General features: G+C 67.4%; 14 protein-coding genes. 1 reads left to right on the top strand and 13 read right to left on the bottom strand.

Translation table 11 applies throughout. From position 1 onward, the window contains the following. Positions 1–2: 2 nt before the first annotated feature. From aroC to QCD75_RS17175, 10 genes are all read right to left on the bottom strand, one after another. A complete protein-coding gene (gene aroC, locus QCD75_RS17130; protein ID WP_301230579.1) occupies positions 3–1,202 on the bottom strand; it encodes a chorismate synthase in 1,200 nt (399 codons plus the stop codon). Positions 1,203–1,228: 26 nt separating this feature from the next. Further along, entirely contained in the window at positions 1,229–2,152 is a 924-nt protein-coding gene (locus QCD75_RS17135; protein ID WP_301230580.1) for a shikimate dehydrogenase, read from the bottom strand. After that, positions 2,149–3,786, bottom strand: coding sequence for an endolytic transglycosylase MltG (gene mltG / locus QCD75_RS17140; protein ID WP_301230582.1), 1,638 nt, complete (start codon positions 3,784–3,786; stop codon positions 2,149–2,151). The genes QCD75_RS17135 and mltG overlap by 4 nt, the downstream gene beginning before the upstream one ends. Continuing rightward, a complete protein-coding gene (ruvX, locus tag QCD75_RS17145; protein ID WP_301230583.1) occupies positions 3,767–4,381 on the bottom strand; it encodes a Holliday junction resolvase RuvX in 615 nt (204 codons plus the stop codon). Before ruvX ends, mltG begins: the two co-directional genes overlap by 20 nt. A 10-nt stretch (positions 4,382–4,391) precedes the next feature. Then, positions 4,392–7,070, bottom strand: a complete 2,679-nt coding sequence (gene alaS / locus QCD75_RS17150) for an alanine--tRNA ligase (RefSeq protein WP_301230584.1) — start codon at positions 7,068–7,070, stop codon at positions 4,392–4,394. 146 nt (positions 7,071–7,216) lie between these two features. After that, a complete protein-coding gene (locus QCD75_RS17155) occupies positions 7,217–7,483 on the bottom strand; it encodes a DUF6167 family protein (RefSeq protein WP_301230586.1) in 267 nt (88 codons plus the stop codon). 20 nt (positions 7,484–7,503) lie between these two features. After that, positions 7,504–7,878 (bottom strand): DUF948 domain-containing protein, encoded by a 375-nt coding sequence (locus QCD75_RS17160; protein WP_024364980.1) that lies wholly within the window; start codon positions 7,876–7,878, stop codon positions 7,504–7,506. Between the two features lie 145 nt (positions 7,879–8,023). Further along, positions 8,024–8,650: a 30S ribosomal protein S4 gene (gene rpsD / locus QCD75_RS17165; protein WP_282383458.1), complete on the bottom strand. Its 627-nt coding sequence runs from the start codon at positions 8,648–8,650 to the stop codon at positions 8,024–8,026. Between the two features lie 197 nt (positions 8,651–8,847). Next, a complete protein-coding gene (locus QCD75_RS17170) occupies positions 8,848–9,246 on the bottom strand; it encodes a cupin (RefSeq protein WP_301230589.1) in 399 nt (132 codons plus the stop codon). 212 nt (positions 9,247–9,458) lie between these two features. Next, positions 9,459–10,913 (bottom strand): replication-associated recombination protein A, encoded by a 1,455-nt coding sequence (locus tag QCD75_RS17175; RefSeq protein WP_301230591.1) that lies wholly within the window; start codon positions 10,911–10,913, stop codon positions 9,459–9,461. A gap of 60 nt (positions 10,914–10,973) precedes the next feature. Here QCD75_RS17175 and QCD75_RS17180 point away from each other — a divergent pair, with 60 nt between their 5' ends. Beyond that, positions 10,974–11,621: an acVLRF1 family peptidyl-tRNA hydrolase gene (locus tag QCD75_RS17180; RefSeq protein ID WP_301230593.1), complete on the top strand. Its 648-nt coding sequence runs from the start codon at positions 10,974–10,976 to the stop codon at positions 11,619–11,621. Positions 11,622–11,647: 26 nt separating this feature from the next. Here QCD75_RS17180 and QCD75_RS17185 read toward each other — a convergent pair whose 3' ends face one another. The 3 genes from QCD75_RS17185 to QCD75_RS17195 all read right to left on the bottom strand — a co-directional run. Next, complete coding sequence (locus tag QCD75_RS17185; protein WP_301230595.1) at positions 11,648–12,154, bottom strand: hypothetical protein; 507 nt, start codon at positions 12,152–12,154, stop codon at positions 11,648–11,650. Between the two features lie 290 nt (positions 12,155–12,444). Further along, complete coding sequence (locus QCD75_RS17190; protein WP_301230596.1) at positions 12,445–13,044, bottom strand: hypothetical protein; 600 nt, start codon at positions 13,042–13,044, stop codon at positions 12,445–12,447. A gap of 769 nt (positions 13,045–13,813) precedes the next feature. After that, on the bottom strand, positions 13,814–14,073 hold a 260-nt coding region (locus QCD75_RS17195; protein WP_301230598.1), incomplete at its 5' end, for a hypothetical protein.

The following is a 14,073-nucleotide window of genomic DNA, read 5'->3' on the forward strand; positions in this document are numbered from 1 at the left end:
CACTACCGGCCGATCGAGTCCAGGGACGCCGGAATGTTGTCCAGATAACCCTTGATGTTGCGGGCGGTTTCCTGCACGGAATCGCCGCCGAACTTTTCGGTGACCGCTTCGGCCAGGACAAGGGCCACCATGGCCTCGGCGACGACACCGGCCGCGGGAACGGCACAGACGTCCGAGCGCTGGTGGTGGGCCTTGGCGGACTCGCCGGTGCTGACGTCGACGGTCTTGAGCGCGCGGGGCACGGTGGCGATCGGCTTCATCGCGGCGCGGACGCGGAGCACGTCGCCGATGCTCATGCCGCCTTCGATGCCGCCGGCGCGGTTGGAGGTGCGGATGATCTTGCCGTCCGCGTCTTTCACGATCTCGTCGTGCGCTGCCGAGCCGCGGCGGGAGGCGGTGAGGAAGCCGTCGCCGACCTCGACGCCCTTGATGGCCTGGATCCCCATCAGGGCGGCCGCAAGCCGTGAATCGAGGCGGCGGTCCCAGTGGACGTAGCTGCCCAGTCCCGGCGGAAGCCCGTAGGCGAGGACCTCGACGACGCCGCCGAGGGTTTCACCTTCCTTGTGCGCAATGTCGACCTCGGCGACCATGGCGTCGGAGGTTTCGCGGTCGAAGCAGCGCAGCGGGTCGGCGTCGAGGGCCAGGACGTCCCGCGGGAGCGGCAGCGGCCGGCCTTCCGGGACTGCCGTGCTGGCGATCGAGACGGTGTGGGAGACCAGTTCGATGCCGAGCTGCCGCAGGAACGCGGAGGCGACCGTGCCGAGGGCCACCCGGGTTGCCGTTTCGCGGGCACTGGCGCGTTCCAGCACGGGACGTGCCTCGTCGAAGCCGTATTTCTGCATGCCGGTGAAGTCGGCATGCCCGGGGCGGGGGCGGGTCAGCGGAGCATTGCGGGCCTGGTCAGCGAGGATTTCCGGGGCGACGGGGTCCGCGGACATGATCTGTTCCCACTTGGGCCACTCGGTGTTGCCGACCTGGATGGCGACGGGGCCGCCCTGGGTGATGCCGTGGCGGACGCCGCCGAGGATCGTGACGGTGTCCTGCTCAAACTTCATCCGCGCGCCGCGGCCGTAGCCGAGCCGGCGGCGGGCCAGCGAATCGGCGATCCGGGCACTGGTGAGTTCAACACCGGCGGGCACGCCTTCAATAATTCCGACCAGGGCCGGGCCATGGGATTCTCCGGCAGTCAACCAACGCAACATAAAATCCATCCTGCCATGTAAGGCGGTTAGAACACCCGTCGGGGTGCCCCGACTGCGTCACACATCACATCTATGACTTCCGCCGGCACGGCCGCGCCCAGGCCGGTGAAGTGGCGGACTTGTTCCACGGCCTGGTAGATGAGCATCTCCAGTCCTGGGACCACGGCGCCGCCGGCTGACTGCCAGGCGGAGGCGATCCGGCTGGGCCAGGGATCGTAGGCGGCGTCCAGCAGGACTCCGGACAGTCCCGGCCGGTTTTCCCGGGACGGCTGACCTGCGGGCCGGGCGAAAAGTCCGGCCAGTTCCCCGGCCAGCGGGTCGGCGGCCCGGGGCGGCAGCGTGCTGATGACGACGTCGGCCGCGGCCATGGCGGCCGCTGCTTCGTTCATCGGGCGGATCCTGACCGGCATGCCAAGGGCGGCAGCGGCCGCCCGTGCCTCAGCGGCGCGGCTGACATCCCGGACAAAAACGTCCGCGTCCGGCGCGCCCAGTTCCTTCAGCGCCGCGATGGCGGCGGCTGAGGTTCCGCCTCCGCCCAGGACAACACCGGTGGGTGCGGACACGGCGCCCGCGTGCCGCAGCGCGTTGACGATGCCGGCGACGTCCGTGTTGTAGCCGACCAGCCGGGTGGAACCGGTGCTGTCCCCCGGCGCCGCGGGCTCAAACGCGACCGTGTTCACGACCCCGAGTTCGCGGGCGACCCCGCGGACCTCATCGACCTCCCGGACCATGCCGGCCTTCAGCGGCATGGTGACCGACAGGCCGCGCCAGCTCTGCCCCTGCCGCACGTCTTCCCGGACCCGGGCCATGAAGGCCGGCAGCTCCTCCTCGGTCACATCGATCGCTGTGTAATCCAGCTGCACGCCGAGATGGGCGTAGGCGGCCCGGTGCAGCGCCGGCGACTTCGAGTGGGTGATCGGGTGCCCCAGCACGGCGGCCCGGAGCGTCATACGCAGCGTCCGGGGTTGGCCTCGCACCAGGAGTTGTAACGGGCCACATAGGTGTTGTGCTCCGCCAGCGTCTTGGAGAACATGGTTTCCTTGGTGTCCAGGTTGATGGTTACCCAGTAGAGGTACTCGTTCGTCTTGGGCTTGGCGGCCGCATCGATCGCCGTCTTGCCCGGGGAGCCGATCGGTCCCACCGGAAGACCCTGGTTGGCGTAGGTGTTGTAGGGGTTGGTTTTGTCGGCCTTCTGGACCTCGTCAATGTGGAAGCTCTTGATGCCGAGCCCGTAGGTGACCGTCGCGTCGGACTGGATCAGCCCGTTGGTCTCGGTGTTGTCCGGCTTGAGCCGGTTGTAGATTGCGCCCGCAACATCGCCGTATTCGGCCTGGCCGCCCTCGGCCTGGACGATGCTGGCGACCGTGACGACGTCGTACTGCTTTGCGGGGTCCGTGACGCCCTGGGCCGCGAGTTCATCCAGGGTGCCGGACACGAGCTTCTTCAGCACGTCCTTGGCCGGGGTTCCCAGCGGGAAGCGGTGTTCGCCGGGGGCGAGGAAGCCCTCGAGGTTCCTGGCCTTCGCCGATACGCCGAACTGGCCGGGCGAATCGCTGAGCTCCTTGAGCTGGGCGACCGGAACGCCGGTGCCCTCGGAGATGGCCTGGAGCGATTCGTTGATCCTCAGCCCGGCGCTGAGGGCGAAGTACATGACCTTGCCCTTGTCCTTGTTCAGCAGCACGTTGACGGCGTCGGAGTTCTTCATTTCGGTGCGCATGGTGAATTCACCGGGGGCCAGCGCACCGCCGGAGGCCGCGAATTCCCGCAGGAAGGTGTCGGCGTTCGCGACTACCTTCTTTTCCTGGAGCTGCGTTGCCACCGACTTCGGACCGGCGCCCGCCGGGACGGTGATGGTGACCTGGCCGGTTCCGGGGCCCGGATAGTCGGCCACGGTGTCCCCGCCGAGGAGCGGCTTCAGGAACTGGGCGCCGACGGCGATCGCCACGATGAAAACGGTCAGGCTCAGCAGCAGCGCCAGGAAGCGGCGCCGGCGGCGGACCTTCTTGGATGGGCGCTTGGACGTGCGGATGGCGGCACCTTCGGCCAACACAATGTGGCCGTCTTCCTCGTGGTGGTATTCGGCCGGGCGGTCAGCCGCGGCGTCATAGACGTAGTGGGGTTCGTCGTCCGGGTGGACGGCGGGGCCGTCGTCAACCCCGGCGTCATGGCGGTGTCCGTGGCCCGGCGCAGCGTCAGCTTCACCGTGGGCGGCGTCCTGCTGCCCCGGCTCTTCGTGGACCAGCTCGTGCAGCGCAACATCCTGGTGGACGGGCTCTTCCCGGACGGGCTCGTCGTGCACCGGCGCGGCGTGCGCGGCGTCTTCGGGCATGGGCTCATCGTGGACTTGTTCGTGATGCACGGTGGGGGCAACTGCGGGGAGGTCAGGCGCGTCGGCAGCGTGGATCGGCTCAGACAGGACCGGCTGGGGGGTGTGCTCGCCGGTTTCGAAAGCCTGCGGCGGGATAGCGTCGTGACCCTGGGTCCCCTGGAACTTCTCCCGGGCCCTGATCTCTTTGCGGGTCAGCGGTCGGCCGGCGCCGCCGAGAGCCTCACCGGAGGGGTCGTCACTGTTGACCGGGCTCACTGTCGCCTTCCATTTTGGGCAGAATGCCTCGTGCAGAATGTGTGTCTAGTGCCGGACCGGCCTGAGTGCCATCCCCGGTTGGCCCCGGTGCGGACTCCGCGTAAACGCGGCTTCCGACCTCCGTCCCCTTGGCCTTTTGCATGTCAATCGCATGTTGCAGGATACCTGCCGCCGCAACCTGATCAACTACCTTACGGTGATTTCGGCTGCTCATGCCAGCTTCGTGCAGGTTCCGGTGGGCAGTGACGGTGCTCAGCCGCTCATCGACCAGCCGCACCGGCGCCCCGGAACCACACTCCCCCAGTTTACCCGCCAGTAGCTTCGCGTAGTCAGTGGCCATCCGGGCCGAGGCGTGTTCCTCGCCCTTCATCGTGCGCGGCAGGCCAACAAAGATCTCGACCACGCCGAGTTCCACGGCCAGGGCCGCGAGGATCCGCACGTCGGTGTTCTTCTTCACGTTGCGGTCCAGGGTGCGCAGGGGCGTGGCCAGGATGCCATCGGGGTCGCAGACCGCCACCCCTACCCTGACGGTGCCGACGTCCACCCCAAATTTCACGCCCCTGGGGTAGTCGCCGGGCACGGCAGCTTCGTTCATGGAGGGTCCGTTATCGCCGGGTGATGGCGTCCACGACGGCGGCGAGGGCCGCGCCGACCTTGCCGGCATCCGTGCCGCCACCCTGGGCGACGTCATCCTTGCCGCCACCGCCGCCGCCGAGGATTCCGGCGGCGAGGCGCACAAGGGCGCCCGCCTTGACGCCGGCCGCGCGGGCGGCTTCGTTGGTGGCGATCAGGACGACCGGGCGGTCGTTGCTGACGCCGGCGACCGCAACTGCTGCCGGCTCGGAGCCAAGGCGGGTCCGCAGGTCCAAAGCGAGGCCCCTGAGGTCGTCCGCGCCGCTGACCTGTCCGGCGTCGTGCGCGATGACCTTGACGCCGGCGGCATCCTGGGCGGTGCCGACGAGCTGCGCGGCTGCTGCCGTCAGCTGCTCCCGGCGCAGGCGCTCGAGTTCCTTCTCGGCAGTCTTGAGCTTGGTCAGGGTGGTGGCCATCCGGTCCGCGAGGAGTCCGGAGGGAACCTTGAGCATTTCGGTGAGTTCGGTGACGAGGGCGCGCTCGGCCGCGAGGTGCCGGAAGGCGTCCATGCCGACGAAGGCCTCGACCCGGCGGTTTCCTGATCCGACGGACTGTTCCCCGAGCAGGGACAGGCTGCCGATCAGGGAGGTGTTCTCAACGTGGGTTCCGCCGCAGAGTTCGCGGGACCAGGCGCCGTCGATTTCCACGACACGGACTTCATTGCCGTAGTTCTCCCCGAAGAGTGCCATGGCACCGAGCGCCTTGGCCTCGGCGAGGCCCATGATCCTGGTCTCCACCCGGTAGTTGTTGCGGATGGCGATGTTGGAGACTTCCTCGATTTCAGAGCGGGTGGCCGGGCTCAGGCCCTCGCCCCAGGCGAAGTCGAACCGCAGGTAGCCGGCCTTGTTGAAGGAGCCGCGCTGCAGCGCTTCCGGGCCGAGGATCTGGTGCAGGGCCGCGTGCACGATGTGCGTGCCGGTGTGGGCCTGCTCTGCGGCGTGCCGGCGTTCCCGGTCCACGGCGGCCTGGACGAGGGAGTCGGCGCCGATTTCGCCCTCGCGGACGATTGCCTTGTGCACGCTCAGGCCCTTGATGGGGCGCTGGACGTCGAGTACCTCCACGACGAAGCCGTCGCCGGTGATCAGCCCGGTGTCGGCGGCCTGGCCGCCGGCTTCGGCATAGAACGGGGTCTCGGCAAGGACGAGTTCGATTTCCTCACCCGTGGAGGCCTGGGAGACCTTGCGGCCGCCGGCGAGGATGCCGCGGACCTTGGACTCGCCGCTGAGTTCGGTGTAGCCGGTGAAAACGGTTTCGCCGGCGGAAAGCAGTTCCTGAAAGGCGCTGAGGTCCGCGTGCGAGCCCTTCTTGCCCTTGGCGTCGGCCTGGGCGCGCTGCCGCTGTTCGAGCATGAGCTTGCGGAACTCGGGCTCGTCGACCTTCAGTCCGGCCTCTTCGGCCATTTCGAGCGTGAGGTCGATCGGGAAGCCGTAGGTGTCATGCAGGGCGAAGGCGTCGGCGCCGGAGAGCGGCCGGCCGGCGGCCTGGGACTCCTTGACGGCGTCCTCGAGGCGGGCCGTGCCTGAAGCGATGGTGCGCAGGAACGCCTTCTCCTCGGCGTAGGCGATCCGGCTGATCCGGTCGAAGTCCGTCTCCACGATCGGGTAGACGCCCTTCATCGCGTCGCGAGAGGCCGGCAGCAGTTCCGGCAGGCAGGCCTTCTCGACGCCGAGCAGGCGCATCGAGCGCACGGCCCGGCGGATGAGGCGGCGCAGCACGTAGCCGCGGCCCTCGTTGGAGGGGGTGACACCGTCGGCGATCAGCATGAGCGAGGAGCGGATGTGGTCGGCGACGACGCGCATCCGGACGTCGTCGGTGTGGTGCGGGTCCGCGGCGGATTCGGCGGAGGTGTATTCCCGGCCGGACAGGGCCGCGGCCCGGTCGATGACGGGACGGACCTGGTCCGTTTCGTACATGTTTTCCACGCCCTGCAGGATCATCGCGAGGCGTTCCATGCCGAGGCCGGTGTCGATGTTCTTCTGGGGCAGTTCCCCGGTGATGTCGAAGTCGACCTTGGAGCGGACATTGTCGATCTGGTACTGCATGAACACGAGGTTCCAGATTTCGACGTAGCGGTTCTCGTCGGCGATCGGACCGCCCTCGACGCCGTAAGCGGGGCCGCGGTCGTAGTAGATCTCGGAGCAGGGGCCGGCGGGGCCGGGCTGGCCGGTGGACCAGTAGTTGTCGGCCTTGCCCATCCGCTGGATGCGCGCGGCGGGCATGCCCGTGTTCTTGAGCCAGAGCTGCTCAGCCTCGTCGTCCTCTTCGTAGACGGTGACCCAGAGGTGCTCGGGCGGAAGCCCGTAGCCGCCGTCGTCCACGCCCGTGGTGAGCAGCTCCCAGGCGAACTTGATGGCGTCTTCCTTGAAGTAGTCGCCGAAGGAGAAGTTGCCGCACATCTGGAAGAAGGTGCCGTGGCGGGCCGTCTTGCCGACTTCCTCGATGTCGCCGGTCCGGATGCATTTCTGCACGCTGGTGGCGCGCTTGTACGGTGCTTCCTCACGGGCCGTCAGGTAGGGGATGAACGGGACCATGCCGGCGACGGTGAACAGCAGGGACGGATCGCTGGAGACCAGCGAGGCGGAGGGAACCGCCGTGTGGCCCTTACTGACAAAAAAGTCGATCCAGCGCTTGGTGATCTCCTGCGACTTCATGAGCTGATTACATACCCTTCAATATTCACTGCGTCTGTTGTTGCGTCTGCGGTTGCGCGCGTGGTCCGCGGAACGGTGTGGTCCGGCCGTCGGCCGTTCCGGCGGCCCCTTGCGCGGGTGCCGCCTTCTTTCTCATTCTCTCCCGGCTAGCGCCGGACTGCATCACGGCCGGCGGAGCCGTGGCCGATGGCCTTCTCCAGGCCGGCGTCGATGCCAAGGGCAGAGCGGAGTTCAGTCTCCCGCTCGTTCATGCCCTCGCGGACCGCGTCGGCGAAGTCGTAGAAACCGTCGGCGAGCCGGCCCACCGCACGGTTGAGGCCCTCGGGGCCAAGGTTGGACTGCGCTTCAGTGATCTTGCGGAACGCGATGACGCCGATGGCGACGCCGATTCCCATCCAGATGATTCTGTTCATGTCAGGTTCTCCAGCTGGGGTTAGCGGCTGCGGCGGCCGGTGGCGGGCTTCTTGCGGGCGGTGAAGGCCGAGCGCACGCCGTAGCTGAAGGAGGCGACCTTGATCAGCGGCGAACCCACGGTGGCGGCCACGAGCGAGGACAGCGCCGAGATGTTGGCGGAAGCGTCGGAGACGTTGTTCGCGATGCCGTCGACCTTCTTCAGCTGCTCATTGGTGGTGGAGACGGTGGCGGTGACTTCGTCCATAAGCGGTGTGGCGCCGTCGCTGATCGAACGGATCGAGGTCCGCACTTCGTCGAACACTCCCCCGAGTTTCAGAATCGGCACGGCCAGCAGCAGGACGAGCAGTGCAAACACTCCGGCCGCGATCAGGCCGGCAATATCGCCACCAGTCATAGTCGTTCATCTCCTTGTTGCGTTGTGTCCCTGCGGGCGCCTCCGGCTGACACAGCCGGCAACCGCAGAAGTCCCCCAAGTACCTTACATACAAAGAAGCCCGCGGCGCTTGCCACGGGCTTCTCTGTAAGGTGTCGCGTTGGATCTAGCGTGCGTAGAATTCCACGACGAGCTGCTCTTCGCAGGTCACGGGGACCTCGGAGCGCTTCGGGCGGCGGACCAGGCGTGCCTGCAGTGCGTCAAGCTTGACGTCCAGGTATGCCGGAACGATCGGCAGGACGTCGCGGTGAGCGCCGGCTGCTGCAACCTGGAAGGGAGGCATGGTCTCGCTGCGGCTGTGAACGTGGACCAGCTGGCCCTCAGAGACGCGGAAAGACGGGCGGTCAACGCGGATGCCGTCGACCAGGATGTGGCGGTGGACAACCAGCTGGCGGGCCTGGGCGATGGTGCGGGCGAAGCCTGCACGCAGCACGAGGGCGTCGAGACGCATTTCGAGCAGTTCGATCAGGTTTTCACCGGTCAGGCCCTTGGTGCGGCGTGCTTCTTCGAAGGCACGGGTCATCTGGGCTTCGCGGATGCCGTACTGGGCGCGCAGACGCTGCTTTTCGCGCAGACGTACGGCGTAGTCGGAGTCCTGCTTCTTGCGGGCACGGCCATGCTCACCGGGGCCGTACGGACGGCGCTCCATGTACTTGGCGGCCTTGGGGGTCAGAGCGATACCGAGTGCACGCGAAAGGCGTGCGGTCCGGCGAGCACGAGTGTTGTTAGCCACTTGTGTCCTTCCAATATCTGCGGTGTGTCAGTGTTACTGGCCTCCATAATGGAGAGCATCGGCCAACCGCTGCCTTTTGCTACTGGGCACAGGGCAAACCCCATCTCAACAGCATGGAATGCTGACATCAGGTGGATTGTGCGTCTGTGCCTTGCCAGACAACGAATAACCTTACCATGTTGGGGCCGGCAGCCCAGTCAGGTCCTGGCGTGCATGCCCCTGCTGCTGCGCCGGCCGAAGGATGCCGCACCGAGGAATTCCACGGCCACGAACGCGTCGGGCCCGACGACCCGTTCATCATGGCCGGGCGGGATCGCGTAGGTATCGTTGGCGCGGATCGTGGAGCACATCCCCCCGGAGGATTCCACTTCCATCTCCCCCGAGATGCAGAACCCGAGATGGTGGTGCTGGCAGAGCTCGGTCTGCTCGAAGGGTCTGATGGACTCGGACCACCGCCAGCCCGGGCCAAGGATCAGCCGGGCCACCGAGTAGTCGTTCACGGTGACAAGGTCGAATTCGGCGTTGTCCGGGCAGCGTTTCCTGTCCGGTACGTCGAAAGACTTGACTGCCAGGGATGTGACGAAATTTACGGACATGGGAGACGACCTTGGAATGTGGGCGAAGCAGCGCGGTGCGGAACCAGGCTACTGGGGTGCCGGCCGCCGACCTGAGGTCCGGGAAGCGAAGATCCGGCAATGTGTGCCGCTGTCCCCGGTCGGGGCGGACACGTTCAGCAGGTCCTTGCTGACATAAGTCCACGTTAGACCTCACCGACGCGAAGTCAACGTCCACTTTCCCGGCCCGCCGCTTACTTGCCCCGGATGATCCTGCGCAGCCGCTCCAGCCGGGTGGAGATGTCCCGCTCGGCGCCGTTGGCGGTCGGCTCGTAGTAATTGCGTCCCACCAGGTCGTCTGGGGGGTACTGCTGGGTGGCCACGGAGTGCGGCGCGTCGTGGGCGTATTTGTAGCCCTGCCCGTGGCCCAGCTGCTTGGATCCCGGGTAGTGGGCGTCACGCAGGTGGGCGGGGATGCCGTTGCCGAGGCCGGCGCGGACGTCGGCGATCGCCTGGTTGATCCCCATGTAGGCGGCGTTGGATTTGGGCGCGGTGGCGAGGTGGACCACGGCCTCGGCCAGGATAATGCGGCCTTCCGGCATGCCGATCAGCTGCACCGCCTGGGCGGCGGCGACGGCGGTCTGCAGCGCCGTTGGGTCCGCCATGCCGACGTCCTCGGCCGCGGAGATGACGATGCGCCGGGCCACGAACTTCGGGTCCTCCCCTGCCTCGAGCATCCTGGCGAGGTAGTGCAGGGCGGCGTCGACGTCGGAACCCCGGATGGATTTGATGAAGGCGCTGGCGACGTCGTAGTGCTGGTCGCCGGCGCGGTCGTAGCGCACGGAGGCGACGTCGAGGGCCCGTTCCGTGTGCCGGAGTTCGATCCTAACCGGGGCTTCCCCGGCCGGCCCGGCGGCCGCGCCGGCCACGACTGCGTCAGTGTCGTCGGCGTCCCCGAAGGCGACGCCGGCTGCCGCCTCGAGCGCGGTCAGTGCCCGGCGGGCGTCGCCGCCGGAGAGCCGGACCAGGTGTGCCAGAGCCTCGTCGCTGAGTTCCACCTTGCCGCCGAGCCCGCGGGGGTCCGCCGAGGCCCGCAGCAGCAGGGCCTCGACGTCGGCGTCGGTGAGTGGTTTGAGGGTCAGCAGCAGGGACCGGGAGAGCAACGGGGAGACCACCGAGAAGGAGGGGTTTTCGGTGGTCGCGGCGACCAGGACGACCCAGCGGTTCTCGACGCCGGGCAGCAGGGCGTCCTGCTGGGCCTTGTTGAAGCGGTGGATTTCGTCCAGGAACAGCACGGTGGTGGTCTTGAACAGGTCCCGGGCCGTGAGCGCTTCGTCCATGACGCGGCGGACGTCCTTGACGCCGGCGGTGATGGCGGAGAGTTCGACGAATTTCCGGCCCGGGCCCTTGGCGATGACGTGCGCGAGCGTGGTCTTGCCGGTGCCGGGAGGCCCCCAGAGGATCAGCGAGCTGGGACCTGCGGGTCCGGTGGCGTCCGTGCCGGCGGCGAGCTGGCGCAAAGGCGAGCCCTGGCCGAGGAGGTGCTGCTGGCCCACCACGTCATCGAGCGTCCGGGGCCGCATCCGGACCGCAAGCGGGCTGCGCGGCGAGGCGGCACGCCGGGCGGAACCCGCATCGGCCGTGCCGTCGGCGTCGCCGTCGTCCTCGACAGCGGCGCTGTCCCGTCCTGCGCCAAAGAGATCATCCACATAGATAGGCTACTTCTAGTTCCCGCCCGCCCCGACACCCCCGCAACGGAGACCCGCGCCATGGCAAGCACCGAAACCCGAGTGGCGTTCGTCTCCGGCGCCAGGCTGCCGGGCTGGGTGGAGCGCTTCGCGGCGAGCCACGGCGGGCTGACCGAAGAGGAACTCGACGGCGGGCTGCAGCTGCGTGCCGCGGACGGTGCCGTGGCCCTGCTGCAGGCGCCGTGGCCGGCGGACGGGCGACCAGGGCGCGGCAGTGACGCGGTGTCCCGGCTGGCCTCGCTCGCCGGGCAGCCCCGGTGCATCGGGGCCGTGCTGGTCCGCCGGGGTGGCTACTCCGTGGCCGTGGTCAGCGGCGGGGCCGTGCTTGAGTCCAAGACCGGCACCCGGCATGTCCAGTCCCGGACGGCAGCGGGCGGCTGGTCCCAGCAGCGCTTTGCCCGGCGGCGCGCGAACCAGGCCGATGCACTGGTGGAGGCCGTGGCGGACCACGCCGCCCGGATCTTCGCGGATCACCGGATCGAGTACCTGGCGCCCGGCGGCGACCGGACCCTGGCCGAGCAGGTCCTCGCCGAACCGGTGCTGAAGCAGTACACCGCACGGCCGAGGCTGGCATTCCTGGATGTCCCGGATCCGCGCGCCGCGGTCCTGAAGAAGGCGGCCGCGGATCTGTGTGCGGTGCGGATCCTGGTGACGGATCCGCCGTCCTAGCAGCGGCCGCCGTTCCATCCGTGAAGTCAGCTGATGGGCGACGGCGACTGTCCGGCCTGGGGTTGCCGTCCTGGCCTCACCGGTACTGTTCGTCCAGCTCGTTGGGAATTACGACGTCGGCGGGGTTTTTGCTCGATCCGCGCACAAATACGCGGGGCGCCCAGGACAGGAGCCTGTAGCCACATCGGCACCCGCGCGATCCAGCCGATGATCGAGAACCCTGCGCCGGCCAGGACCGTCAATGCGATATCGCCCCCGAACGCCCAGGGGGCCCACACAGGACCAAGCAACTCCAGGCCCTGGTCAGTGCCTCCCGCGACGAACGCGAAGAGGCCCGCGATGAGGGAGAAGCCGATGAAACCTCCGCCGGCCATGATCGCTTCGCCGCCGAGAATGCCTGACAGCAGCAGCGGGAGCACCGTTTCGATGCCGAGGAGCCAGACAGCCAGAATAACGAGAGTCTCCTCTGCGTCACCCCCGGTATTGACGCCGATCGGTCCGATGATGAGCCCGGCGCCAATGGATACGGACATGAAAACAACGAGTGCGGTGCTGGTCCTGGTGATGAAGCGATCGCTATAGCGGAATGCACCGTTCGGGCGGGGGTCTGCGCGCGGCATGTCGCGTCCGGGCCCAGGGCGTCTGCTGCGCCGCTGAGTTCTTTTTGCGGGTTTTTCGCCTATCAGCTTTCGTGTTGCCCACCATCAGCACTCCCAATTACTGATCAAATGGATAAATCGAGTCTACGGCGCCAAAGGCCTCGACCAGGAGGCCCAGTCTGGTTCGACGGATGGACCCCGCTTCAAGTCCTGGGAGACCGATATCACCGGTGTTGTTCGTCTAGCTCGTTGGGAATCACGACGTCGGCGGGGTTTTCGCTCGATCCGCGCACGATTACGCGTGGCGAACCCTGAAAGGGAGCCTGTAACCACATCGGCACCCTCGCGATCCAGCCCACGATCCAGAAACTCCCGCCGGCGAGGACCATAAGCGCGATACCGCCCCCGTAAGCCCAAGGGGTCCAGACCGGCCCCAGTAACTCCTGGCCCAGCTCGGTACTTCCGGCGACCGTGGCGAACATGCCCACGATGAGGAAGAATCCGATGAAACCTGCACCGCCCCGGATCGCTTCGCCGCCGAGAACGGCTGCCAGGAGAAGAGGGATCACCAGTCCGCCGATGATGAGGGCGCCGGCCGCAATACCGAGCGCATCGCCTGCATCACCGGCGACATTGTCGCTGAGCGGTCCGATGATGAACCCCGCTGCGATCGACACCAGCATTACGGTGATGAGGACGGTGGTGGTCGTTTTGATGAAGCGGTCGCTGAACCGGAACGTTCCGGCCGGTCGACTCACGGGCGCGGGTGCCGCCTGACGCGTCGGTGCCCACGTACTGGGTTGCGACGTTGAGTGCTTGTTCATTATTGCTTCCCCATGCGTTTGGTTCGGGACGTTTCCGGGCGGGCCGCACAGCCTTATGGGCCGCCACCAGTGCTGCCCAACCTCCGCAAAAGCAAAAGCCCTATTTGTCAAGCAACTGGATAAACCGAGTATACGGTGTCAAAGCCCGGCCGGCCGCCAGCCTGCGGCCTCCCGTTCAGGGCGGGCAGGGCGGCAGGCTGGGGTGCCGCTGGTTCCCAATCGCTGGTCCAATCCTCGAGTGTCCGGCCCTGCTGAGGAGGTCGCAGCCCTGCGGCGGGAAGGGATCGACCATCTAAAGGGCGGACTAGCTATTGGCCGGGGGTTGAACGAAGGCGCGACGCCCAGATGACGCCCCCGACTACCTCCAAAATACTCATAGCCCGCGTTAATTCGGGATGTTCGGCCCACGTGCGCATGCATTTACGCCACGGCTCTGGCCCGAACTCCCACCGGGTCGAGTGCTGGACCGGAAACAACGCTCCGAGGACGCCGTCCCCGATGGCCAACATTGCTATCGATTCCGCAACAACAACTTTCATGGGAAGCCTCCGTGATTGTGGCGGTCGACGGTTGGCCCGGCAACCTGGCCGAAAAGGGCGTGCCCCTATTCACACCGATTGTTCTCCGGCAGCGATCAGGGCTCCCAGTGCTGAAAGCCCCTGTCCCCCCGCTAGCGCGCCCGGGTGGACCGCTGTGAATCATTTCTTGTTGCTCTCTGTACCCGCGCCGCCCGGCTGGCCTGATCTTTGTGGCTCTCGCTGCTGAGAGCCTAACCGGCAGGGCATCCTCCGCCGATGAGGACACCGCGCTGAGGCATGCAGCTTGGCGGGCAGGCGCCTTGGGACAGGAAGTACCCCGGGTAGGGGTCGTCGAGGGGTTCCGGGCAGCCGTATTCGTCGGTGTCTGGTTCGGGCCAGGGGTGTGCGGCCGTGATGAGGTGCCAGTCCGGGAAGGGGTCCGCGGGGAGTTCCTGATCGGGGTCCGGGCCGGGGTCCAGGCCGAAGGGCCCGGCGGGCGGCGGCTCCGGGT

Origin of the sequence: Arthrobacter sp. PsM3 (assembly GCF_030433895.1) — a bacterium.
GTDB lineage: Bacteria > Actinomycetota > Actinomycetes > Actinomycetales > Micrococcaceae > Arthrobacter.